General features: G+C 67.8%; 25 protein-coding genes, 1 pseudogene and 1 riboswitch. Of the genes and pseudogenes, 12 read left to right on the forward strand and 14 right to left on the reverse strand.

Features of this window, described 5'->3' with window-relative positions:
- The first annotated feature begins 24 nt into the window (after positions 1-24).
- Positions 25-489 carry a WD40 repeat domain-containing protein gene (locus tag ABFX54_RS57205; protein ID WP_428834628.1) on the forward strand — a complete coding sequence of 155 codons (465 nt, stop codon included), beginning with the start codon at positions 25-27 and terminating at the stop codon, positions 487-489.
- Positions 410-967, forward strand: coding sequence for a WD40 repeat domain-containing protein (locus tag ABFX54_RS42690; protein ID WP_346112639.1), 558 nt, complete (start codon positions 410-412; stop codon positions 965-967). The genes ABFX54_RS57205 and ABFX54_RS42690 overlap by 80 nt, the downstream gene beginning before the upstream one ends.
- A 256-nt stretch (positions 968-1,223) precedes the next feature.
- Here the strand turns inward: ABFX54_RS42690 and ABFX54_RS42695 are convergent, their stop codons facing one another.
- Complete coding sequence (locus ABFX54_RS42695; RefSeq protein WP_346112640.1) at positions 1,224-1,436, reverse strand: hypothetical protein; 213 nt, start codon at positions 1,434-1,436, stop codon at positions 1,224-1,226.
- A 47-nt stretch (positions 1,437-1,483) separates the two neighbouring features.
- Positions 1,484-2,104 (reverse strand): annotated as a pseudogene (locus ABFX54_RS57210) (transposase); the annotation flags it as partial.
- 64 nt (positions 2,105-2,168) lie between these two features.
- On the opposite strand from ABFX54_RS57210, the gene ABFX54_RS42700 reads away from it, so the two are divergent.
- Positions 2,169-2,615: a hypothetical protein gene (locus ABFX54_RS42700; RefSeq protein ID WP_346112641.1), complete on the forward strand. Its 447-nt coding sequence runs from the start codon at positions 2,169-2,171 to the stop codon at positions 2,613-2,615.
- 881 nt (positions 2,616-3,496) lie between these two features.
- Positions 3,497-3,799: a hypothetical protein gene (locus tag ABFX54_RS57215; RefSeq protein WP_428834629.1), complete on the forward strand. Its 303-nt coding sequence runs from the start codon at positions 3,497-3,499 to the stop codon at positions 3,797-3,799.
- 706 nt (positions 3,800-4,505) lie between these two features.
- Here the strand turns inward: ABFX54_RS57215 and ABFX54_RS42705 are convergent.
- Positions 4,506-4,907: a hypothetical protein gene (locus ABFX54_RS42705; RefSeq protein WP_346112642.1), complete on the reverse strand. Its 402-nt coding sequence runs from the start codon at positions 4,905-4,907 to the stop codon at positions 4,506-4,508.
- A gap of 344 nt (positions 4,908-5,251) precedes the next feature.
- Between ABFX54_RS42705 and ABFX54_RS42710 the strand changes: the two genes are divergently transcribed.
- A complete protein-coding gene (locus tag ABFX54_RS42710) occupies positions 5,252-5,845 on the forward strand; it encodes a hypothetical protein (protein WP_346112643.1) in 594 nt (197 codons plus the stop codon).
- Positions 5,846-5,871: 26 nt separating this feature from the next.
- Here the strand turns inward: ABFX54_RS42710 and ABFX54_RS42715 are convergent, their stop codons facing one another.
- Positions 5,872-6,726, reverse strand: a complete 855-nt coding sequence (locus ABFX54_RS42715; protein WP_346112644.1) for an NAD-dependent epimerase/dehydratase family protein — start codon at positions 6,724-6,726, stop codon at positions 5,872-5,874.
- A gap of 127 nt (positions 6,727-6,853) precedes the next feature.
- Between ABFX54_RS42715 and ABFX54_RS42720 the strand changes: the two genes are divergently transcribed.
- Positions 6,854-7,684 (forward strand): helix-turn-helix transcriptional regulator, encoded by an 831-nt coding sequence (locus tag ABFX54_RS42720; protein WP_346112645.1) that lies wholly within the window; start codon positions 6,854-6,856, stop codon positions 7,682-7,684.
- 115 nt (positions 7,685-7,799) lie between these two features.
- On the opposite strand, the gene ABFX54_RS42725 is transcribed toward ABFX54_RS42720, so the two are convergent.
- A complete protein-coding gene (locus ABFX54_RS42725) occupies positions 7,800-8,771 on the reverse strand; it encodes an ADP-ribosylglycohydrolase family protein (RefSeq protein ID WP_346112647.1) in 972 nt (323 codons plus the stop codon).
- A gap of 174 nt (positions 8,772-8,945) precedes the next feature.
- Here ABFX54_RS42725 and ABFX54_RS42730 point away from each other — a divergent pair, with 174 nt between their 5' ends.
- Positions 8,946-9,530: a hypothetical protein gene (locus tag ABFX54_RS42730; RefSeq protein WP_346112648.1), complete on the forward strand. Its 585-nt coding sequence runs from the start codon at positions 8,946-8,948 to the stop codon at positions 9,528-9,530.
- Between the two features lie 126 nt (positions 9,531-9,656).
- On the opposite strand, the gene ABFX54_RS42735 is transcribed toward ABFX54_RS42730, so the two are convergent.
- On the reverse strand, positions 9,657-10,286 hold the full coding sequence (locus ABFX54_RS42735; protein WP_346112650.1) for a GNAT family N-acetyltransferase: 630 nt from the start codon (positions 10,284-10,286) through the stop codon (positions 9,657-9,659).
- A gap of 7 nt (positions 10,287-10,293) precedes the next feature.
- A riboswitch (SAM riboswitch) is annotated at positions 10,294-10,387 on the reverse strand.
- A 211-nt stretch (positions 10,388-10,598) separates the two neighbouring features.
- Here ABFX54_RS42735 and ABFX54_RS42740 point away from each other — a divergent pair.
- Positions 10,599-11,165: a hypothetical protein gene (locus ABFX54_RS42740; protein ID WP_346112651.1), complete on the forward strand. Its 567-nt coding sequence runs from the start codon at positions 10,599-10,601 to the stop codon at positions 11,163-11,165.
- A gap of 224 nt (positions 11,166-11,389) precedes the next feature.
- Positions 11,390-11,854: a GIY-YIG nuclease family protein gene (locus tag ABFX54_RS42745; RefSeq protein ID WP_346112664.1), complete on the forward strand. Its 465-nt coding sequence runs from the start codon at positions 11,390-11,392 to the stop codon at positions 11,852-11,854.
- Positions 11,855-11,927: 73 nt separating this feature from the next.
- Here the strand turns inward: ABFX54_RS42745 and ABFX54_RS42750 are convergent, their stop codons facing one another.
- Positions 11,928-12,431, reverse strand: a complete 504-nt coding sequence (locus ABFX54_RS42750; protein WP_346112652.1) for an HIT family protein — start codon at positions 12,429-12,431, stop codon at positions 11,928-11,930.
- A gap of 173 nt (positions 12,432-12,604) precedes the next feature.
- On the opposite strand from ABFX54_RS42750, the gene ABFX54_RS42755 reads away from it, so the two are divergent.
- Positions 12,605-14,035, forward strand: coding sequence for a M20/M25/M40 family metallo-hydrolase (locus ABFX54_RS42755; protein WP_346112653.1), 1,431 nt, complete (start codon positions 12,605-12,607; stop codon positions 14,033-14,035).
- A 93-nt stretch (positions 14,036-14,128) separates the two neighbouring features.
- Here ABFX54_RS42755 and ABFX54_RS42760 read toward each other — a convergent pair whose 3' ends face one another.
- The 3 genes from ABFX54_RS42760 to ABFX54_RS42770 form a co-directional block, all read right to left on the reverse strand.
- Positions 14,129-14,557 carry a hypothetical protein gene (locus ABFX54_RS42760; RefSeq protein ID WP_346112654.1) on the reverse strand — a complete coding sequence of 143 codons (429 nt, stop codon included), beginning with the start codon at positions 14,555-14,557 and terminating at the stop codon, positions 14,129-14,131.
- 254 nt (positions 14,558-14,811) lie between these two features.
- Entirely contained in the window at positions 14,812-15,282 is a 471-nt protein-coding gene (locus ABFX54_RS42765) for a hypothetical protein (RefSeq protein ID WP_346112655.1), read from the reverse strand.
- Between the two features lie 141 nt (positions 15,283-15,423).
- Positions 15,424-16,818: an MFS transporter gene (locus ABFX54_RS42770; RefSeq protein WP_346112656.1), complete on the reverse strand. Its 1,395-nt coding sequence runs from the start codon at positions 16,816-16,818 to the stop codon at positions 15,424-15,426.
- 86 nt (positions 16,819-16,904) lie between these two features.
- Here ABFX54_RS42770 and ABFX54_RS42775 point away from each other — a divergent pair, with 86 nt between their 5' ends.
- Positions 16,905-17,732: a helix-turn-helix domain-containing protein gene (locus ABFX54_RS42775; protein ID WP_346112657.1), complete on the forward strand. Its 828-nt coding sequence runs from the start codon at positions 16,905-16,907 to the stop codon at positions 17,730-17,732.
- Here the strand turns inward: ABFX54_RS42775 and ABFX54_RS42780 are convergent.
- The 3 genes from ABFX54_RS42780 to ABFX54_RS42790 form a co-directional block, all read right to left on the reverse strand.
- Positions 17,684-18,229 (reverse strand): hypothetical protein, encoded by a 546-nt coding sequence (locus ABFX54_RS42780; RefSeq protein WP_346112658.1) that lies wholly within the window; start codon positions 18,227-18,229, stop codon positions 17,684-17,686. The two genes, ABFX54_RS42775 and ABFX54_RS42780, sit on opposite strands and share 49 nt — an antisense overlap.
- A 311-nt stretch (positions 18,230-18,540) precedes the next feature.
- The gene (locus ABFX54_RS42785) at positions 18,541-18,927 is read right to left on the reverse strand and encodes a hypothetical protein (RefSeq protein WP_346112659.1); all 387 of its coding nucleotides are present in this window, start codon (positions 18,925-18,927) and stop codon (positions 18,541-18,543) included.
- A 163-nt stretch (positions 18,928-19,090) separates the two neighbouring features.
- Entirely contained in the window at positions 19,091-19,984 is an 894-nt protein-coding gene (locus tag ABFX54_RS42790; RefSeq protein WP_346112660.1) for an aminoglycoside phosphotransferase family protein, read from the reverse strand.
- Positions 19,985-20,208: 224 nt separating this feature from the next.
- On the opposite strand from ABFX54_RS42790, the gene ABFX54_RS42795 reads away from it, so the two are divergent.
- Positions 20,209-20,556: a VOC family protein gene (locus tag ABFX54_RS42795; protein ID WP_346112665.1), complete on the forward strand. Its 348-nt coding sequence runs from the start codon at positions 20,209-20,211 to the stop codon at positions 20,554-20,556.
- A 296-nt stretch (positions 20,557-20,852) separates the two neighbouring features.
- Here the strand turns inward: ABFX54_RS42795 and ABFX54_RS42800 are convergent, their stop codons facing one another.
- Positions 20,853-21,350: a hypothetical protein gene (locus ABFX54_RS42800; RefSeq protein WP_346112661.1), complete on the reverse strand. Its 498-nt coding sequence runs from the start codon at positions 21,348-21,350 to the stop codon at positions 20,853-20,855.
- Between the last annotated feature and the right edge of the window lie 335 nt (positions 21,351-21,685).

The following is a 21,685-nucleotide window of genomic DNA, read 5'->3' on the forward strand; positions in this document are numbered from 1 at the left end:
GCGACGTCGGGAGATCCTGGGCAGATGGACGTCCTGACAGTATCGCTGGAGTTCGCCGAGGCGACTCGCCTCGCCGTTCTGCCCGACGGCGACACGTGTGTGGTCGGCTGCTTGACCCTCGGCGAGTTGTACGTGGCCTCACTGCGTGCCGGGGAGGTACTCCGGGTGCTGCAGGCGCATCACGGCTCGATCAACGGCCTTTCGATGGCCAGCGGTGGTCGTCTGTTGTCGTCCGCGTCGTATGACGAGACGGTGTGGGTCTGGGACACGGGCACCTGGTCCCAGTCGATGGCGCTGGAGCACCTGGACAAGGTCTGGGCGCTGGCGAGTACCTACGGTTGCTATTGCCGCCACCGGCGATGTCGGCGCCGCGCAGGTGTGGGACCTGGCCGGGGGCAAGTGCCGCGGCGTGCTCGCCGTCGGCGCCGACGCCCTCCCCGACGTGGCGGTCAGCCCGGACGGCCGATGGGCGGCCACGTTGAACAATGACGACCGTGTGTTCGTGTGGGACCTTGGCGACGATCCTGTTCTGGGCGTCGAGGAGTTCCGGATCCTGGCGAACGACTACGACCACGAGGAGCCGATACAACTCGGCCGGCAGGTCGCCGACTCGCACCCCGGCGATATCACCGCGGTCAGTTTCGATGCGCAGGGCTTGCTGTACACGGTGGGGAACGCGGCCATCAGCTGGGATCCGGCCACCGGCGCGCGGGTCGCCCAGCTCCCGAGTTCCGGGGAACGCATCGACGCTCTGGCGCTGCACCCGAGTCTGCCTGTGGCGGCCATCGCGGAGTCCGACACTATGCGCTTGTGCCGCACGGACGGCACAGAGTTGACCAGTTGGGCCGGCGCGTCCGAGGACGGCGAGCTGACAGCCGACCTGGCGTTCGCCTCGGACGGCCGGCTGATCAGCCTGGATCTGGCCGGAACGCTGCGTGCCTGGCCCGCCGGAGCGGGCGTCAGCTGATGCCGCCGGTCTGTGGTCCCTGTGCGTCCGGCGCCTGGTATGCCCGCCCCGGCGGCAGGCGCGCTGGCCGCCAGGGTGCCGCGCGTGCTCGTCGCAAGGTGGCCGGCGTTCCAGGCATGCTGATGCTGGCCGCGAGCACGAAGATGGCGCGATTGTCTGAAGACGACGAAACAGGCCGGCGATGCCCGGCATCAGCGCAGCGAGCATCAGCACCAGACCGTCCGGTTTAGGGGTCTTCGTCATGCGTACGTCTGGGTTACGCCGCCATTGTGAGGGGGCCGGTGTTGTGGGCGGCGAGGCGTTTGAGTAGTTGATCGAGGTCGTGTTTGGTGTATCGCCAGTTGAAGGGGCGGGCGAGGAAGTTGTAGTGGTCTTCGAACGCTTCCAGGCGGGCTTCGATATCAGCGAGGTCGTGGAAGTCGTTGGGGGTGACGACTTTGCGTTGCACGATGGAGAAGTAGATTCGCACTGGTTCAACCAACTGGCGTGGACGGGGGTGTGGACCAGTGTCGCGGTGGGCCATGCCTTGCGCATGCGGTTGATCGATGCTTGGCCGCGGTGTGAGGAGCCGTTGTCGACGATCCAGAACACGCGGCGGGCTGAGGCGTACGGTTCGATGGTCATGACCTGCTCGACAAGACGCCCGAACGGGGCGATGCCGGTGCTGAGTTCACAGCGACCGAAGACCTTGCCGCGGTGGACGTCCCAGGCGGCCAGGTAGGCCAGGGCACCGCCGCGGTCGTATTCGTGTTCCACCCGCATCAACCTGGCCCGGCCGGGCGGCAGGATGGGATGGCAACGGCAGCGGGCCTGGATCGAAGTCTTCTCGTCCGAGCAGAGCACAAAGTCGTCCTCGCCGAGCGGCTCGCCGTCGAAGACAGCGGCGTACAGGTCGAGCACCGTCGCGGCCCGCTGCGCGAAGTCGGGACTGCGTGGCGCGATCCAGGACCGGTACCGCCAGGGCTTGAGCGCGTCGGTGGCCCGCCTGTACTGGTCGTCCATGTTGTCGGTCGGGAGCTGACCGCTGGGCAACCAGACGAATCCTCTCGACGCCATGAGCGGCCAGTCCGTTGCAAGGAATCGGGAGCCACCGGGGAAGGCTTCACTAGCGCGCTCCGAGTGGTCTGATTGGGACATACCTTCGCCATACCGCGTCTCCGTATGGTCTCACCTCGACGGGGAAATCAACGGAGGGAACCATATGAAGATCATGCGTACCGCGGTCGTCGTCGGGGCCATGGGGGCCGTGGCCATGATGGGCGCGCCCGCGTCGGCGTCGGTGACCGCGTCCGCCTCGGCGTCCGCGCCGTCGGCGTCGGTGACCACATCGGCAGCCAAGGCCCTCGTCGCGACCTGTTCGAAGGGGTCCTACAGGCTGAAGGTGACCGTCACCTACATCAACACGACATTTGGGCACCGCTTCAGCCGTGTCCACTGGGCGGCCTCCGGAGGACCCACCACGGTCAAGGTCAGCCTCGTCCAGGATCGGGGCGGCCTTCCGGACGCCGAGTTCCTGGCGACCGTGATCACGGGCAACTCCGGCAGCAGGGCGATCTCGGCGACCCGGCCGATGGCGCATCGGGTCTTCGTGAAGCTGGCCGGTAGGAAGGGTGTCACGAGCTGCGTCGGGCAGAGCGGCGTCATCTGATCCGGGCCGCTCGGCGCGCTGGCGTTCCTGCGTGGTGCTGTGCAGCACCCGGATACAGCAACGCCGCCTCACCTGATCAGATGCCACTGGTCTCCAACTGCCCGCTCGAGCGGGGAGAAGAAGCCTCTACGTTGTGGCGGTCCTCGCTCCGCTCGGGCTGTCCTGTCCGGGGCGCGCCTCCGGCGCGCAAGGTCAACGCGATGGGGCGCTTTCGCGCACGGAGGCTCAGCCGCTACTCCCAGTCGAGTCAAGCCTCGGCCCCTGTAGGCCTTCGCTCCGCTCAGCCGCCCTTCGTGGGGGCGCAGGCTCCGCCTGCGCCCCCGGTGAGCTGGTCAGGTCTCGCGGCCGTCGCGCCACCCAAGGAAAGATCCACGATCGTCTTGCCGCCGTCATCGCCGTGCTCCGTCCGGCGGATGTAGGACTGGCCGCCCAGGCGACGCAGGCGGTGAGGTTGCGTGGGGTCCCGTGCCCGCGTCGCCGAGGTCGAGCGCACTGATCGCCACCGGGCGTGCAAGGTCTGCCACGGGTCCTCGCTCGATTCCGCGATCAGCTCCGAGGCCGGCCGGGAGGGCGGCCGGGTGCCGGATCGCGCGGAAGGGCGATTCCACGCGATCCGCAGTCAAGCGGGCTCGGGATCCGTAGGGGTCACCTGTCAAACGTTGCCGCCTGGTAAGTGGTCGGGAAAGAACGTATGCGGCAAGATGACTAAAGGATCAAGGCGGTTCGGAGCCGTTGCCAGCACCGGGAAAGGGCGCGCAACATGACTGACATCGAATCAGAAAAGGTGTACAGAATACGGAACGCTAAGTCCGGCACCTATATCGATATCGCTGAGGACGGCGACACATTCCATGCTGTCGGAAAATGACAGCGACACCCAGATGTGGCAGCTCAACCGGATCGGGGCTGGATGGACCCTGCGGAACGTCGGAACAGGTACATACCTCAGCACCAATCTTCAGCCGAAGAATGACGACGGCGCTCTTCTGGGGGAATCCCCGTTCGAGTGGCTTGTGTGGGAGGAAGAGGCGGTCGCGCTGTCCCGCCGCTTGTGTGTCCCCCACTGCAAAAAAGATCTCGAAGTTACGAACCACGGGTCCTCCGGCCCGGGAACGCGGATAGCGGTATGGGGAAGATGGGCGGGGGAGAACCAAATGTGGTTCTTCGAAGAGTGTAAGTCATAGCGCCGATCGCGCACCTTGACCGCCCTGGTCGTCCACGACAACGGCACGATCTGGGCCTGGCCGCTCGCTGTCTGGGGCACCTGGCCAACCGGGCGCTGATCCACAGTGGACGCGGTGAAACCGTGTGCTGGAGCGACGCCGGACGGCTCGACTTCGCTTCCCTGCCCATGGGCCGGGCCGTCTAGGCCCCTGTTTCGAAGTGGGTCAGAGCCATTCGTTGATGGCGGCTATGAAGATCGTGGCCTCGTAGCGTACGGCCGGCTTGTCGAACCGGGTGGTCACCGCGCGGCTGCGTGTGAGACGGTCGATGCCGCATTCCACGGCGTGGCGCTGCTTGTTTTCTCGGGGTCGAAGAGCGGTGGCCGACCGCCCTTCGACCCCTTCTTGCGACGGGCGACGTCCTGGTCGGCGTTGCTGGGGATGGTGGCCTTGATGTCGCACCTGCGCAGGTGTTCCCGGTCGGCCTTGGAGGTGTCGGCCCAGGCCGTTGAAGAGGTGCGACAGTTTGCCCCGCCGTTGTCCGATCCACCGTTGGGGACGGTAGCCGTGCATGATTCGGCCCTGGCGTCCTCCCTCCTTGGCCCTGACGACGGTCAAGTGCACCACGAAGTGCGGCGCGCCGCTCGCCGGCGACTCCCGTGGGACGCGTTTCTGAACACCCTGAACTCCTCCACCTCACTCGTGGATGCAGGGCTCTGGGAGTGGATCACCACTCGCGCCATCGGCCGGTGATCTCCGAGCGCTCGATTCCTCGACGGGCAGCGAGTCCGTCGAGATCGATCCCAGCCTCGCTGAGCACGCCGTCGATGAACTCGCACAGCTCTTCTCTTTCGATCGTGTCGTAGTCGTGATCGTCATGGGCGCCGTCGACGTCGTTGAGCCCTTCGACCGCCCGTTGGATCGCTGCGAAGACCTCTCCATCGGAAGGAGCGTCAAAGCCCCGTACCTCATGCTCGAAGGCCGTGAGGACGTGCTCGGTCGCCACCACCAAAGGCTCTGGATACAACGCGGAGAAGTTCGAGTCCTCGACACTCCTCAGGCCGGCGGCACGCTCAGCGAGCTCCTCGGCGACGTGCTCGCGCCAGATATCTGTTGGTCTTTTCGCCACTGCGTGATGGTATGACCAGACCCTCGCCGGCTGACAGCCTGAGATGCGAGGGCAGCGACGGACAGCCGCTTGCACGTCGAGTACCCGCCGCACAAGAGAAGGCCCGCCGGCGCGACGACGCTCGGCGGACCTTCCCGTACCCGGATCAGGCGTGAATGTGCTCGGCGGCCTTCGCCCGGAACGCCTCGGTGGAGGCGGGCGATGAGCGGGCCGTGCTCACCCGGGACGGGTCCCGACGCGCTCAAGAGATACTCAGGCTGAGAAGCTCCGGGCCCGATCTGCGGAGTAGGACAGGCACTTCGCAACCTAATGTCGTCGTAGCACATCGATGGAAAAGGTGGCCAATGTACACCGGCATCGGAACGCGCCATGTCCGCACCAACTCTGTGGTCCTCATGGCGTTTTTCGCGCTGGCGGCGTGTGGCCACACCGAGCCGCCGGATCCCAAGCTGAACCTCTTCGGCGAGTACGTGAGGTCTCCCAATGTCAAGAACGACCGCTTCGGCGGGGGCGGCACCAGCGAAGACCGCATGGCGAACTTCGCCGCCTACTACACGGCCGAGCAGCTGCAGTCTCGGCTGCTGTCCGCTTTTCCCTGCACCACAGGCCCGAATGCCTCTCAGGCCGCTGATCATTTCAACACCAGCTGCGACCTGAACGACAAGGTCCGCGCCGCCGTACAGAGCGCTGGTGGCAACGTCAGCACAATCCACGGGCGGGTCCTGCTGGTCAAGCACCCGGACGGATCTCTTGAACTGTTGACGCTCTTCGTGGCCAACGGGAAACTGATCGACGCCACCGGCCGAACCTATGCTGGTCTTGACGACTTCCGCGCGAACAACGACCTGCTCAGCTCGGACGACGTCATTCTGGCACCGCGCAACATCACCGCCGTGCCGGGCGAGGGCGAGATCGTCACGGTGTGGGGTAAGGAGTAGCGCCGGCGCGCTCAGCCGCGGGCCGGTTACAGCACTCCCGCGTCCCGCGCTGTCCACACCGAGGGGATCAGAGGGCGGTAGCCCAGTTCGTGACGGATGCGAGTCGTCGACATCACGCCGTGCCACGGATCCGGGGCATCCTTGTCGTAGGTTTCCTGCGGCACCGGCAGCCCCTGGAACAGGATGAGGTCGACCATGGTGACCGGGGCATCGTCGGCGATGTTGTAGACGCCGTGTGCCCCGGGCGCGTACAGCAGCCGCCGCAGTCCTTGCGCCACATCCATGTGGTGGCCCATGTGCAGGCGCTGCATGGCGGGCCACTTCAGCACCCACTCCATCACATCGTCCAGATGCGGGTCCCCGTCGCCGTACACGAACGGCAACCGTCCGATGCGGAGGTCATCGAGGCCGTCCAACGCCATGAGCGCACGCTCGGCCTCCCATTTGGACTCGGGGTAGGCGCCCCACAACTGACCGCCCGGCACCGGCTCGTCGCTCTCGACCAGCGCCCTGCCCCGCCCCTTGCCGTACACGAGACCGGTGCTTACCTGCACGAACCGCCGCACGCCTGAAGCCACCGCGGCCCGGCCGAGCTCGATGGCCGCGTCCCGGTTGACCGCCCGCGCCTCCTCATCCGGTACCCCGCGGAACGCGGCGGCGACGTTCACCACCGCGTCCACGCCGGCCGTCGCCTTGCCGAGCACCTCCGTGTCACGCAGATCGCCGACCAGCACCTGGGCGCCGAGTTCCGCGAACCGCTCGCCGCGCGCCGCGTCCCGTACCAGGACCCGTACCTGGTCGCCGGGTGCCGCGCTCTGCAACAGCCGCGGCACGAACCGCCGCCCGACCTGGCCCGTCGCTCCTGTCACCAAAGTCAGCATGGCCGCCTCCTCATCGTCGTAGCCACCTTTGAAGCGTGTGGGAAGGACGGGATCGGCGGGAGAGACGCGGTCATCCAGGGATCGGCGCTCCCTGGATACATGGCCGGGAGCAGGGCATCCTCGAACAGTGGACCGTACCGAACTCGCCGACTTCCTGCGCCGGGCCCGCACCCGGCTGGCCCCCTCCGACGTGGGCCTGAACGCGGGTCCGCGGCGCCGCACCCCGGGCCTGCGCCGCGAGGAGGTGGCGCAGCTCACCGGGATGTCCACTGACTACTACACGCGGCTGGAACAGCGCCGCGGCTCCCACCCGTCGCGGCAGATGCTCACCGCTCTCGCCCGCGCCCTGCGGCTCACGGACGTGGAGCGCGACCACCTGTTCCACCTGGCGGGCGAGGAGCCGCCCCGGCCCGGCGACTCCTCAGAGCACGTCCGCCCGGGGCTGCTGCTGATCCTGGACCGGCTGCACGACCTCCCGGCGTCGGTGCTGACCGACTGGGGTCAGATGCTCGCACAGAACACCATGTCGGTGGCCCTGACCGGCGGCCATGTAGGGACGAACCTGATCCGCCGCTGGTTCATGGTGCCGGGCGCACGGGACCTGGCCCCGCCCGAGAACCACGAGGAGCATGCCCGCGCACACGTAGCGACCCTGCGTGCGGTCACTGCGGCACGCCCCCACGACCCGGGCCCCGCCGCCCTCGTGGCCGAGCTCCGCGCCGCGTCGAATGAGTTCGAGGGACTCTGGGAGTCGCATGACGTCGTGGTACGCCGCCCGTCGCCGAAGCGTTTCCTGCACCCCGTGGTCGGTGTCCTCGACCTCGACTGCGAGGTACTGGTCAGCGATGGCCACAGCCAGCAGCTCGTCGTGCACTCGGCGCGGCCGGGCACCGAGACATACCAGCGGCTCGAACTACTGCGGGTCGTCGGCCTCCAGAACCTGACCCCCAGCTCCTAGGAGAGGCATGGCGCCGGACCGATGCCCGCTCGTGCGGCGTGACGGCCGTACATCACCGCTGACCTCGGACGACGTCACGGACCAGGGCAGTCCGTCTGCCTGAGGCGGAGGGTCGTCATGCTTCGCGGGCTGGACTCCGTCGTCGGTCCGTACGTGGACGCTCTGCGAGGTCATGAGCGAGATCGATCAGATGAGGCAGGCGCAAGGTCCGGCCGCCGCTTCCAGGCAGCGGAACGTGCAAGGGCTCGGTCCAGTCGGCTGGAATCGCCGCCGGCCCGTATACGGCGCCGGCGAGGCCTCCGGTGACCGCGGCGACGGTGTCGGTGTCGCCGCCCAGGTCGATCGCAGCGCGGATGGCATCCGCAAAGCTGCGGGTGGTACGCAGTGCCCACACGGCTGAGCCGAGACAGGGCCAGACAGCGCCGTTGAATTCGGTGGCGTGATCGGGATGCCAACCGGTTGCGAGGACGGCGGCGTAGCGCTGACGATGGCCGGATCGGACAGCGGCGAGGATCTGTGGGAGCTCGTCCAAGGGGTTCGCCCCCTTCATGGCGACACGTATCAGGTCGTGAAAGATCGCGGTGCCTTCCCATGCCGCCGGATCGCCGTGGGTGAGGGCGGCGATATGCCGGGCGGCATCCATGGTGACCTGCCGGCCGTCGCGGGCGAAGTACACCGCCGATGGGGTGGCCCGCATCAGTGCGCCGTTGCCGGTGGCTCGGTGGCTGCTCTGGTGGTGGGCGGTGGCGGCCCGGTCCCAGGGCAGTCCTCGGGTCAGTACGTCTTCGGTCTGTAGCCCGATGTCCTTGGGGTCATCGGCCGCCCATCGCTGGAAGCGGGCGAAGATGTCCGGTAGGTCTGGGCCGCCGTGCTCCAGCAGCGACTCGGCCACATGTATGGCCATCTGAGTATCGTCAGTGGCTTCCCCGGCATCCCAGCCGCCGCCCCCGTTCATTTCGCCGCCGGCACCCGGTAGCGGGAAGCGGGAGGAGAACGCGCCCGCCGGCCCGAACTCGAATGGCGCACCCAGCGCGTCGCCTACAGCAGAGCCGACGACCGCACCAACGGCCCGCTGCCCAACATTCACTACGGCAGGCTACCGAGCTGATCGAAGGAGAGAACAGGAGCGGGATCGCCGGCGTGTGCGTCGCGCGAGAAACACCGATCGCGGCCTGGAGCCGGGCCTGACCAACCGCAAGATGCATTTGGCCATTGACACCGAGTCGGTGCCTCCCCGCGTCCAATTGGCTAGCCTTCGCCGGTGAGCTTCGCCAACTTCGCCCGTAGGGTACGTGACCCTGACTTGCCCTACCGATGGCGGCTGTCGGCGTTCCGGTCCTGCGTGCAGTTGTATCGGCCGCTGGGATTCGAGGCGACGCTGCATTTCCTCGAATTCCAGGCCGGGCAGTTTCAATACGATGAGGCGGCACTTCCTCAGGCGCTGGACGCTGTCGAGGCCAGCCGCGCTGCCTGGCATGCCGAGCTCCACGCTCACGCGATAAGACGTCGGGAGGCCAAAATGCGAGGCCGGCGATCTCCGCGTGCAGAGGAACCAAATCCCAACCTTCAGGTTCGCTGGTACTGGTACGGCAATCCCCGGACGGCCGCATTGCTCGCATTGCGGTTTTGGCGCCGCCGACGTTTCCGTCGTCTGCTGCCCTCCTCTGACCCCGTTCTCCTGGAGATCACCATGTGCGTCAGCGAGTGCCTGGACTTCGGCGCCGACCTCACGGAAGCGCAACGCGACCTCCTCGCCGTCCGATTAAGCGAGATTAAGCAACGCCTGCACTCGGCGGATCTCCTGCTCGTCGTCCGGCACATCGAGGTGGCATCGGGTTTGAGGTAGCTCGAAGCGGCGAGAGATCGAATAGTGCGGTTGAGGCGGTGGGTTTCGGGTGCCCACCGACCAGCACGCCCAATTGGCAGAGAAACCCCGGCTGGTACTGTCCGGTCGCCGGGGAAGACGCCCGAACTACTCGGCGTTCGCGTTCGCGTTCGAGAGGCGAGCACGCAGCGCCTGCTTGACGGTCGGCCACTCAGCAGCGATCACAGAGAACATGGCCGAGTCTCGCAACAACCCCGCTTCGCCAGGCGCCCAGGAGGGCGACCAACTGCGCAGCACGCCCTCGAAGCACGCGCCGAGGTTCTCGATCGCACGGCGCGACCGCTGGTTGCGGGCGTCCGTCTTCAGGTCGACGCGGGCCACGCCCAATGTCTCAAACGCATACGCGAAAAGGAGCAGCTTCGCCTCGACATTGATTCCGGTGCCCTGTGCCGATGCCGCAAGCCATGTCCAACCGACCTCGATGGCACGCAAATCCTGCCGATCCGGCCACGTTCGTGGGTTCCAGAACGCCGTGCATCCCACTGCCATGTCGTCCCGCACCCGAACCTGCGCGAAAGGAGTCAACCCGTCGCTCCCACGAGCGAACTGAGCCGCAAGGTACGCCTCCACCTCAGCGGCGCGGGGAACCAAGGTGAAATCGTAAGAGGAACGGTCCTCTTCCGCGGCCCGCCTTAGATCCGACGCGTGGCTCATCGCGAGCGGCTCCAGCCGAACGAGCGATCCATGCAGCACGGGAACATCAAGCCTCAGGCTCATCAAGCCCTCCTCATCGTTCCTGGCGTTGGCACCTTTCCCTTTCTTCGGGCAGGTTGCCGGACCGTCGCTGGGCCAGGTCCCTCGGATCCTCTGGATGAATCTCGAAGCAGAGATCATGCCCCGATGCGAGGACGGCGTCAAACGTGATTCGGCGGGCGCACCCTTACCCCGCAGGAAGCTCACATCAGTCCGACCATGCCTCCGGCGGGGAACTCCGGCTCCGGGATTTCCTACGGGTGGCGTGGACGGGATGTGGCGTCACGACGCGATAATCGAATGAGTCCGGATGGGGATGGCGAGTACCGTTCGAGGATGCGGCGGTGCGGGGAATGCGGCCAGTGGGAACCCGCCGGAGCACCTGACTGTGAGCGATGCGCAGGGGTCGTCGACGAGATCGTCGAAGCGGGATGGCGGGAGTTCGTCACGCGCGAGTTCGGGACCTTGGCCGCCCTGGACGAGCGCGCCGTGGCCGAGATGGTGATCGACGAGCCCGACAGGCACCTGTGGCGGGTGGTGGACGCCGCCTACGACCGGCTCACCTGCACCGAGTGTGGCAGCAGGTTGAGCCGGGGGCCGGCCGGCTGCACCGCCTGCGACCTGGCGAACGGGTTCCGGTACGTCGCCGTCGAGATCGACCGGCCCGGCGTTCCGCCAGGCAACGAGCACGCGCTACGGGTCAATGTGTCGGTGGTGCGCAGGCCGTCCGGAATTTCGTGGCGTGAGGTAGTGGCCCGGCGGCTCCTCCTCCCCTTTCTCCTCGACGGACACCTGCCCACGATCAGGCAGGCGCAGGCGGCACGGGCTCTCCTCAACCAAGGGGGCACGGCCGAGGAACTAGCGGAGCATCTCAACCTTGCCTGGGGTGACGACCACCGCTAGCTACGGCCAGCCGTGCGGAAACGATCAGCTGCCAGTCGTGATCGCCGTGCCAAGAAAGGGCAGTCAACGGGAGTCGGTTACGGTCAAGAGCGAACTCCGCGTCGAGCAAAGCTCCCCGGAACCCGAGGTCCACGGAGGCCACCAGTCCGCCCCACCGCGGCCCCGTGCGCTCGCTTCGTGTAACCCACGTGGCGCTCACAGCTATTTCACCTGCGTACGGCTCTATGTGTGCAGGTGAGGAGCGCTCATGCCCGAGTACCGTTTCAACTGTCCTCCCGGCTGGCCTGTCCCGCCTCGCGGATGGAAGCCGCCGCAGGGATGGAAGCCGGACCCGTCGTGGCCTCCCGCTCCAGCCGGCTGGGAGTTCTGGGTTCTGGAGGAGGCACCGGCCGCGAGCGTACGGCAGCAACCGGAACGCAAGGGCGGCGGCCTCGTTCAGGTTCGACACGCACGCACTGATCTTCAGCGAGGACGCGGTGGAGCTGGAAGCCCGGCTGCACGCGGAGCTGGGCGATCGGCGGCTCAACAAGGTGAACCTGCGCCGTGAGTTCTTCCACGCCACGCCGGCCGAGGTACGAGACCTGCTGCAGAAGATCGCTGGACAGCATCTGCTGGAGTACCGCGACACGGCCGAGGCTCTCGAATGGCGGCAGTCGGTTGGAGCGTTGCAGAACTCTTCGCCGACATAGCCTCACCGGAAGTCAGCGGATGGGAGGCCGGCGGACGTATGGTGGCGTGCCGGCCAGGGCGGTCAAGCTGGAGCTACGCGTCCAAGGCACTCCGTATTCCGGCGGCCAGGGCGGCGATCTCCTCAGGGGTGCGCTCGATGACCCCGTTCTCCGACATGAGAGCGTGGTACTGCTGCCGCTCGTACGGCACCCCAGGCGGCAGGCCCGCGATGTGCCAGTGCAGGTGGGCGTTCCCCTGCTGACTGCCCAAGGACAACAGGTACGTCCGCTCGCACGGCACGCATGCCTCCACGGCCAGCGCGATTCGCCGCACAACTCTCATCACCGCGACGAACTGATCCTCGGAAAGGTCTCGGACGACGTGCTCGACGTGCGTCTTGGGCGCCACGAGGACGTACCCCGGCAGGACGAAGAAACGGGGCAGAAACGCGATGTGCTCCCCGTCGTCGTAGACGATTTCCTCCGGCTGGTCGGAAACTCCGTTGACCATCGCGCAGATGAAGCACGGTCTCGTCCGCGAACGACGGCTGTAGCTTTCCACGTCGAACGGCACCCGCTTGATCGAACCCGTCATCATCGCCCTTCCTGGGTGGAGCTCTCGGCCCGGACACGCCATGATCGCCGTACCATCGAGGCCGTACAAGGCGGGCGGTCGATCGCGGACTGCCGCCACCGCTCTGATCACCCCCGCCCAGAGTTTCCGGCGCGGGCCGGGCATGAGCAGGGTGACGGTTGGGCCAGTATTACCGCATGGACCTTCAGAAACTTCGCGAATCCATCGCCCAGGCCTGGGCGACGGACGTGCTGCCCAGCCTCTCCGGTCTGGTGGAGATTCCCGCCGTGTCGCCCGCCTACGACGCCGCCTGGGAGGAGAACGGTCACCTGCGGACCGCCGTCGACCACGTACGGAACTGGGTGGAGTCGCGCGGCCTGCCCGGCGCGCGGTGCGACGTCGTGCAGCTCGACGGCCGCGCTCCGCTCCTGCTCGTGGACGTGCCCGCGACGCCGGGCGCGGCGACGACCGGGACCGTGCTGCTGTACGGGCACCTCGACAAGCAGCCGCCGCTCGGCGACTGGTCGGAGGGCCTGGGCCCGTGGCAGGCGGTGATCCGCGACGGCCGGCTCTACGGCCGCGGCGCCGCCGACGACGGGTACTCGGGGTACGCCGCCACGACCGCGCTGGAGGCTGTACGCGGGGCAGGCGGCGAACACGCCCGTGCCGTCATGCTGCTGGAGACCGGTGAGGAGTCCGGCAGCCCGGACCTGCCCGCGTACCTGGAGCATCTCGGCGACCGGCTCGGCGAGGTGTCGCTGGTGGTCTGCCTGGACGGCGGCGGCGGAGACTACGAACGGCTGTGGCTGACCTCCAGCCTGCGCGGCGCCGTGCAGGCGACCGTCACGGTGCGCGTCCTCGAGTCGGGCGTCCACTCAGGGCTCGGGAGCGGCATCGCGCCGAGCTCGTTCCGTGTCATGCGCCGGCTGCTCGATCGGGTGGAGGACCCGGAGACCGGCGAGGTCAAGGTGCCCGAGATGGTGGTGCCCATTCCGGACGAACGGCGCGCGGAGGCGGCGGAGCTCGTCGCGCACCACCCGGAGGTCGCCGTGCCCCGGCTCCCGCTGCTGCCCGGAATGAGACGGGTCTCCGACGACGATGTCGAGCTCGTCCTCAACAACACCTGGCGGCCGACCCTGTCCCTGACCGGCGCCGCCGGGCTCCCGGACCCCGCGGTGGCGGGCGCCGTGCTGCGACCCTGGACCTCCCTCCGGCTCAGCTTCCGCCTGCCTCCCTCGGCCGACGCCGAGGCGGCGCGCACCGCACTGGAGAAGATCCTCACGACGGATGTGCCGTACGGGGCGCAGGTCGAGGTGAGCGACTTCATGGTCATGAACGGCTGGCACCTGCCGGCGACGGCCCCCTGGCTGGCCACGGCGTTGCGGCAGGTCGGTGATCGCGTGTTCGGCAAGCCGTGCCAGAACCTGGGCATCGGCGGCGGGATCCCGTTCATGGAGATGCTCGGCAGGCGGTATCCGCAGGCGCAGTTCGTCGTCACGGGGGCGCTCGGTGCGGACTCGAACGCGCACGTACCGGACGAATGGCTGAACATCCCGTTCGCCACGCAGGTGACCGAAGCGGTCGCACACCTCCTCGACGCGCACGCACACGAGAACGGGCCCGCCTGACCCGATCTCGTCATGGCACCTGAACGGCCCGCCTCAAGGTTCACCATGGCGGGCCGGCCACGTCGCCGAGTGAGGTGGCCGGCCCGTTTCACGTCAGTTCGGGAGCCGCTTCTCGTGCCAGGTGTAGTAGATGTAGGTGCTGCCGGGCCCGGTCAGTGTGCCGTAGACCTGCCAGAAGCTGTCGGGTGGGAGCGAGAAGCGGAAGATCTTGTCTCCGGGCCGGTCGTCCACGAAGGTGCTCGGCACCGTGTTGGTCCAGCTCCGTACTTCGATGGTGAATCGCTCGTTGTCGGGGATGTCGAGGCAGATTTCGTAGGTGTACGCCGACGGGCCGCCGATGTTGTAGGTGCGGCCGTCGATCGCGGGCCTTTCGACGTTGGTGGGGACGTAGCTGTTCACGACCCGGGTGTAGCCGCCTGCGGTGCAGTCGATGGGGGAAGTGGCCGCGGAGGCGGGGCCGACGCCGGTGAGCGTGGCGCCGAGGACGCCGGCGGCGACGAGAATGGGGATGGTGCGCTTCATACCTCTCCTCATCCGTGCGGTGACGCTCCAACGAAGTAGTTGAAGGCGAAACTGATTCTGGCTTGATCGCCGCTCTCGAACAAGTCCGGGAAAGATTTTGTGTAGTGGTGAGTAAAGTCAGTGCCTTCTGGGCTCTACCCGTCAAAAACGCTCTGCGATTGAGCAGGTGACGGGACGTTCGTGCCGTTAGCCGGCGAGGGCAAGTGTTCCAGGGGTCCCATGCGTGTCTTGAGACCGGTGTCGGAGCGGGACGATCAGCGAGTCCAGAACTGGATCTTGTACAGCTCGATCCGAGCGACCACATGGGGAAAATCCGGCTCCTGCTCGGTCTGCAGAACCTCGGTGGCTACCCGGGTGGACCAGGTCTGGTCGCGTTTTCCCAGGTCGAACTCCATATCGTGGGAATAACCGGCTGCTCCCCAGGCTTCGACGCCGATCAGTCCGGATTTCAGGGAGAGCCGGCCCGTCCACAACTCTTCCCAGTCGTCCGCCGGTGGCGGTCCGTCCCAAAGTTCCAGCCGGTTGTGGACAGCATTTGATTCGCGATCGCCGTACGCCGTCCGAATGATGAGCCCGTCGTGTCCCGCCGCTATTCTGCCGTCCGGTGGATCCATCCGCCCTTCGACCGCCGAACCGACTGTTTCGCCGTCGATGATGCCGGCGACGGCGAAGAGCCGGTATCTGGGCCACACCTCGTTCGTGAGTGAATGAAGAAGACTGCTCACGGTCTCTCCCACTCGTGATCATCGCCCCATCGGCGTGCTTCTGAGGGCGGTCACCGGAGGTCGATCGCCGTCACCCGCAGATCATATTCGGCGCGTACGCGCTGAGCCCGGCATGTTCCGCCAGTTGAGTGGGACGAACTGTCACCGCCGGCCGGCTGTTCTGATCGCCAGGGTGGCCCGTACGGCGCACACCGTCCCGGCACCGAGCAGGACGGCCAGTGCCGCGACGACCCGGAGGAGGCCGTCGGCGGAGGAGGGCGCCGCGAAATAGACGCTGCCCAGCCCCGCGACGGCGATCACCCCGGCCAGCACGGGGCCGGTGGCGTTCAGCGCCGAGACCGCCGACGCCAGCCGCGGCTGCACCAGCGCCGTGATCGACGCGATCAGCGGGCTGTACCCGGCCGCATGTCCCGCCCCGGCCAGCATCAGCAGCGGCACGGATCCGATCGGCTGCCATCGTTCACCGCACAGGAGCACCAGCAGGCTCGCCCCGGCCGCGAACGCGATCGGCCCGGCGACCGGCAGGGCCCGCACCAGCCGCTGCGGATACCGGTTCCAGGTCAGGCTGAGCGCGCCGAACCCCAGCGTGTACGGCACGAAGGCCACCCCCGCCTGCAGCGGCGAGAAGCCCAGCGTGGTCTGGAGGTGCAGGGTGAGCGTGAGGACGAAGACGGCATAACACCCCATGGTGATCCAGCAGGCCGCCATGCCCGGCTTGACCCCGTTCGGCCGCAGCACCGCCGGGTCCAGCAGCGGATGCCGTGCGCGCGTCTCATGACGGACGAACCCCGCCAGCAGCACCCCGCCGCACCCCAGCGAGCCCCACGCCCAGGCGGGCCAGCCCTGGTCGGGGCCGAAGATGAGCGGCACGGTCACCGCGGCCATGGCCACGGTCAGGACGGCCACGCCGCCGGGATCGAGGCGCGCCCGCCCGTCCGTACGGGAGTCAGGCAGCAGCCGCGGGGCGAGCACCAGCAGCAGCACCCCGAGCGGGACGTTCAGCAAGAACACGGGCCGCCAGGACAGGCCGAAGAGGTCGGCACCGACCACCAGCCCGCCGACGACCTGCCCCAGCGCGACCCCCAGGGCGAGCACCATGCTGTAGAGGCCGATCGCTCTGCGGCGGGCGGCCCCGTCCCAGTGCAGCTGGATGAGCGCGAAGATCTGCGGGGTGAGCAGCGCCGCCCCCACGCCCTGCCCGGCGCGGGCGAGCACCATCGTGGCCGCGTCAGGGGCCAGCCCGCACAGCAGCGACGCGCAGGTGAACCAGCCCAGCCCGAGCAGGAACGCCCGCCGCTGCCCGACGACGTCACCGATCCGCGCACACGTGACGAAGAGGACGCCGGTGGTCAGCAGGTAGCCCGACACGATCAACTGGATCGCGGCGCCGCCGGCGTGCAGATCGTCACGTATGGTCTGCGCCGCCACCGACACGATCGAGCTGTCCATGGTCGCCATGACCTCGCCGGTGAGCAGCACGGCCAGCATCCGGCCCCGGCGGGCGGCCGTCGCCGTTGGGGAGGCGAATGTAGTCATTTGCCCAGCATTGGGGGTGCGTACGCGCTCGGTCTTGAAGAAATATGCGGAACGGAATTGTCGGTGCCGGTACGTAGGGTCGTGGGGTGCGTACCGCGAAGAGGGTGATCGAAAACCCGCACGTCGTGATCAGGAGCGTTCGGTGCACGGACGACCGCGTCCGCTGGTCGGAGCCCGAAGCATCGCATGCCGCCCAGATCGTTCTGGTCCGGCGCGGTCACTTCCAGGTGGAGTCCCAGGGACGGCGCGTGACCGTGGAGCCCGCCACGGGTTACCTGCACCGCGCGGGGGAAGAGCTGCGTTTCGCCCATCCCGCGGGCGGCGACGTGTGCACGGCGGTCACCTTCGTCGACGACGAGCTGACGGCCGGCCTCGATGCCGCCCCTTCTCCCGCGATCCACGTGGACGCCCGGCTCGAACTCGCCCACCGCATGCTCCTGCGCGCCGGCCCCGACCCGGACGTCGCCGCGGTCGAGGCGGTCCTCGACCTCTTACGGCTGTCCCTGCGCGGCCGGCTCCCGGCCACACCCGCACCCGGCCGGGAAGACCTGGCCAACCGGGCAAAGGAGACGATCCTCGCCGACGAGCCCGCCGGCGCCGGCCTCGTGGCCCTGGCCCGCCTGCTGCGGACCTCGCCGTCCCATCTGAGCCGTACGTTCCGCCATCACGCGGGCATGCCGTTGAGTCGTTACCGCAATCGCGTACGCGTCAGCCGGGCGCTGACGGCCCTGGAACAGGGCGAAACCGACTTGGCCGCGCTCGCGGTCAGGCTCGGTTTCAACGACCAGGCCCACCTGACCCGCGTCATGCGCGGCGAACTGGGACACACTCCTGGTCGCGTCCGCACCCTGCTCGCGCGGCAGGGCTATCCGTTGGACGGAAAGGTCGTCGTGGGGGTGTCGGTCGGCTGCTGAGCCGCTCCTTCGCCGCGAAGGGTGACGAGGGACGGGTGAGCGCCGACGTTGTGGTGGATGACCAGCGTGGCCTGCGTCGTGCCACCCTCGGCCGGCGCACTGAAGCTCACACCGAACGAGCAGGACACGCCGGCGGCCAGGTTCTTGCGCTGGCAGGTGGCGTCGTGGCTGAAGTACGCCTTGCCGTCGCCCCTGATCTCCATGTAGGTGACCTTCAGCGTGGCGTCGCCCACACTTTCGATGTGCACCTCGCTGTCGCAGCCGCCCTCGGCGGTGCAGGTGATCTCACCCGGGGTGACCTCCACGCCCGCCTTGCCGCCGGGCACCTGGATGATCTGCTTGTCGCCTCCGCCACGGGGGCGCTCCTCAGCGGTCCCCTTGTCGGCGCCGCAGATGAAATCGGGGCAGATCGGCGCGCGCGACGTGATGAGCGCCGCGGTGATGACCGCCCCCGCCCCGATGAGAGCGACCGCGATACCCGCTCCCTTACCAGACACGAACTCCTCCGATGTCCCTCATGAGGGCCGAAAAGCGTAAATGATCGGCGGAAGAGCCGAGCCGCCGTCAGTACCGGATTCCTTCACAAGGAGAAACCGGCGTATCCGCGCGCGACCGTCCCCGCGACGGCCGTCCTGCCGATGCGAAATCGGGCTCCGGCGCCCAGCCGTCGAGAGCCCCAGCCCGAACCCGCACATGTCAAAGATAAACACGTCGCGGTTGCAATTCACATAAATAATTCTTGCCACGCGCGGTTCCGGCCGGCATCGGGCTGGGTCGCGGGCGGGCGCTCTCGACGCCCGCGAACCCGTCAGACGGAGGCGGGTGGCGCCGGCTGCGATTCCTGGACCGCGGGGGTGAACCAGGTTCGCGCCGGAGGAAGCAGGAGCAGAGTCACGATGAGCGCGGACCAGGGTGCGGTGATGATCCAGTCAAGGGTGCCCTCGATCAGGAAGTAGACGAGGTCGAACAAGGGGATCGCGAGTTGGGCGGCGATGGTGCCGACCCGGACCCGCGGGCTCCGGGTGCGCCACCGGTTCGCCAGCAGACCGGTCGCGAGTGACAGGGCGTAGGAGGGGGCGTAGAGCAGGCGCTCCAGGTTCTCGTCGAAGCCGGCGGCCAGCGCCAGGATGACCATGACGACGCTGATCAGGGCGATCGTCGCCTGGAGCCAGATCAGGTTCCGGGCGAACTTCAAGGACAGGGGCATGTCGGGAGGGCCGCCTTCAGTTTTCGGGGGGTACGGCGGAGCCTTCCGTTAACGGCCCCGCCGTACCTATGGTTTCAGCTCAACCGCCTGTCGCTGTAATGGCGAGTGACACGTTCGCGGAATGGGACGAATATCCCTTTAAAGGGTCTTATTAGCCGATGAGGGCTTGGGTGATCTGGCGGGTGGTTTGGGTGGCGATTCTGGGGTTGGTGGCGGCGTAGGTGGTGTAGGCGTTCAGGCCGGTGGCGAGGGCCCAGCCGCGGCCCCTGGTCCAGGTGGCGTCGTCGAGGCCGAGGGTGGTGCGGAAGGCGGCTCGGCTGGTGGGTGACATCAGGGTGAAGGCGATCATGAGGTCGCAGGCCGGATCGCCGATGCCGAGGCCGCCGAAGTCGATGACCGCGCTGAGACGGCAGTCGATGGTCAGCAGGTTGCCGGTGTGGAAGTCGCCGTGGAACCAGACCGGGCTTCGATCCCATTCTGGGGCGTTCAGGGCTTCGTTCCACAGGGCCGTCATGGCGGCGGGGTCGAATATGTCGCTGACTTCTGCGATGGCGGCCCGGGTGGCATGATCCCGATCGGCCAGTGGCTGGGCGGTGAGGTCCGGGTGGGGCTCCCTGGCGTATTCGGGGCCGCGGCGCTGCAGGGCGGTGAGGAATTCCGCCAACTGGACGGCGGCCGTAGATGAGTCGGCCAGGGTCTCGACCGTGGCCACCTCGCCCTCCAGCCAGCGCGACACCGCCCACCGCCACGGATAGCCGAAGTCGGGCTCACCCACTCCTACCGGTACGGGGATGGCCAGGGGAAGGTGCGGGGCCAGGCGGGGCAGCCACTCGAACTCCTTCTGGGCCTGGCGGATGGCGCCGCCGTGGCGGGGCAGCCGGACGGACAGCTGCTCGCCCAGCCGGTAGATCACATGGTCCGAGCCGGCCGGATCGAGCAGTTCGAGAGGCGACGCGGCCCACTGCGGGAACTGCGTGTCGACCAGCTTTCTGACCAGTGCGGCAGTGATCGTGGGGCGGTCGTTCGCGGTTCCCGCGGTCGCCAAGAGCAACTCCTGCGATCGGCCCGCGCCGTACGGCGGGCGGCTGGACCATCACCGTGCATGAACCGCAGCTGTTCTGTCGATCGAATTTCCCGGTCGCATGCCAACTAGCATGCGAGTTGGCATGTCAGCCCGGTCCGAGGCCGGTCGGTCGGTGATGAGTTTTGGGTGCGGGAGGAGTCTCCTTTACGAGTGCGGAGTGATTCGAGAGGAGCGGTTTCGTGGACATGCACAGCGTCGTGTGCGTACGTGATCGGGCGGTGTCGCTGAAGTGGTACGAGGTGTTCTTCGGGCGGCCGGCGGACGAGGTCATCGGCGAGGAGCACCTGTGGCAGGTGGGTGAGAACGCGTACCTGGTCATCGACGATCGGGACGTCCGGGCCGCACGCGTCGGCGGCACCATGATCACGTTCGGGGTCACCGACCTCGACGACTTCCTGGCCCGGCTGGCCGCGCACGGCATCGAGCACGAGCCTGTGGAGACCTACTCCAACGGGGTGCGGCACGTCGAAGTTCTCGATCCGGATGGCAACAGCATGTCGCTCGCGGGAATCCCCCAGGCCACTGAAGAATGACCCTCTCCGCACCATCAGGAGGGTGACTCGGCCGGCTCCTGGAGTCGCGTGAACGCATCGCGGCGGCGGCCGGCATCCCGATCGACGGATCATGGTGCCTGAGGCCCGATGAGCAGCGGCCGGCGCATCGGGGGTCTGTCGCGACGGGCCTCGGCAGGCGGGCCTCGGCAGGCGGGCCTCGGCAGGCGGGCCTCGGCAGGCGGGCCTCGGGCAGGTGGGCCTCGGGCAGGTGGGCCTCGGGCAGGTGGGCCTCGGGCAGGTGGGCTCCGGCCACCCGCCCGGGCTCGAAGGACCGCTCAGTTGTACGGGTTGTCGTAAGTGAGGGACTTGGTCCGGCTGTTGTACGTCTGGCCGGGGTAGAACCAGCCGCCCTGCACGTACACGGTGATGTTGGCGATGGTGGAGGGGTGGGTGTACTCACCGTCGTGGTGGTACAGCGACAACTGGCATCCGGCCGGAGCGGGCGAGGTGCTCGTCTGGCCCGGATAGAACGTGCTGCTGCCGTTGACGGAGACGTACAGGTTCGGCCTGGGGTAGGACCCGCTGCCCCAGCACAGCCGGAGCGAATACCTGAACTTCGTGTTCCCGTCGTCGAACGCGACCGTGCCTGTCACCTGGGCGAGCATGAGGGGCGGACCGGCGTTCGAGGTCACCGTGATGGAAACGGGCAGGTCCGCGCCGTAGGTGGCGTGGGCGGGGGTGACGGGCATCAGGATCGCCACGAGGGCGGCGATGACGATGGCGGCGGAGCCGGCCGCACGACGTGCTGGCGAACGTGTCAATTCCAACCTCATCTCGTCAATGATGTCGGTGAAGCCCGCCCGGAGAGTACGGTCGTCACCCGGGGCCGTCCAGAGATCTGGTCGCGGGCGGTTGATTCGGCCCGGCGCTAAGGGCTGCGAGGGATCCTGGGAGACGGGGCGAGGTGTGCTCACCAGGCCGGGAATCGGGTCCGCGCGGCCGTATTGCCGGCGTGAAAGTTGAAAGTTTCATGGACGCGGCCCCGGGGACGACACGGCACACGGGGCTGAGGGGCAGGGCTTAGAGGTCCTAACAGAATGATCTCTGCTGTGCTTTGATCTCTCGCTGTAGCCGAGGGAGAGGAGCCGGGGTGGCCAAGCGGAAGCCG

The sequence above is a fragment of the Nonomuraea maheshkhaliensis genome (assembly GCF_039529435.1).
Classification (GTDB): Bacteria; Actinomycetota; Actinomycetes; order Streptosporangiales; family Streptosporangiaceae; genus Nonomuraea; species Nonomuraea maheshkhaliensis.

Bases quoted from the DNA above. Each gene is read 5' to 3' on its own strand.
- ABFX54_RS57205 (WP_428834628.1), top strand. From the start codon at position 25: ATGGACGTCCTGACAGTATCGCTGGAGTTCGCCGAGGCGACTCGCCTC.
- ABFX54_RS42700 (WP_346112641.1), top strand. From the start codon at position 2,169: ATGAAGATCATGCGTACCGCGGTCGTCGTCGGGGCCATGGGGGCCGTG.
- ABFX54_RS57215 (WP_428834629.1), top strand. From the start codon at position 3,497: ATGTGGCAGCTCAACCGGATCGGGGCTGGATGGACCCTGCGGAACGTC.
- ABFX54_RS42710 (WP_346112643.1), top strand. From the start codon at position 5,252: ATGTACACCGGCATCGGAACGCGCCATGTCCGCACCAACTCTGTGGTC.
- ABFX54_RS42715 (WP_346112644.1), bottom strand. From the start codon at position 6,726: ATGCTGACTTTGGTGACAGGAGCGACGGGCCAGGTCGGGCGGCGGTTC.
- ABFX54_RS42735 (WP_346112650.1), bottom strand. From the start codon at position 10,286: ATGAGCCTGAGGCTTGATGTTCCCGTGCTGCATGGATCGCTCGTTCGG.
- ABFX54_RS42740 (WP_346112651.1), top strand. From the start codon at position 10,599: ATGCGGCGGTGCGGGGAATGCGGCCAGTGGGAACCCGCCGGAGCACCT.
- ABFX54_RS42745 (WP_346112664.1), top strand. From the start codon at position 11,390: ATGTGTGCAGGTGAGGAGCGCTCATGCCCGAGTACCGTTTCAACTGTC.
- ABFX54_RS42750 (WP_346112652.1), bottom strand. From the start codon at position 12,431: ATGATGACGGGTTCGATCAAGCGGGTGCCGTTCGACGTGGAAAGCTAC.
- ABFX54_RS42755 (WP_346112653.1), top strand. From the start codon at position 12,605: ATGGACCTTCAGAAACTTCGCGAATCCATCGCCCAGGCCTGGGCGACG.
- ABFX54_RS42760 (WP_346112654.1), bottom strand. From the start codon at position 14,557: ATGAAGCGCACCATCCCCATTCTCGTCGCCGCCGGCGTCCTCGGCGCC.
- ABFX54_RS42770 (WP_346112656.1), bottom strand. From the start codon at position 16,818: ATGACTACATTCGCCTCCCCAACGGCGACGGCCGCCCGCCGGGGCCGG.
- ABFX54_RS42795 (WP_346112665.1), top strand. From the start codon at position 20,209: ATGCACAGCGTCGTGTGCGTACGTGATCGGGCGGTGTCGCTGAAGTGG.
- ABFX54_RS42800 (WP_346112661.1), bottom strand. From the start codon at position 21,350: ATGAGGTTGGAATTGACACGTTCGCCAGCACGTCGTGCGGCCGGCTCC.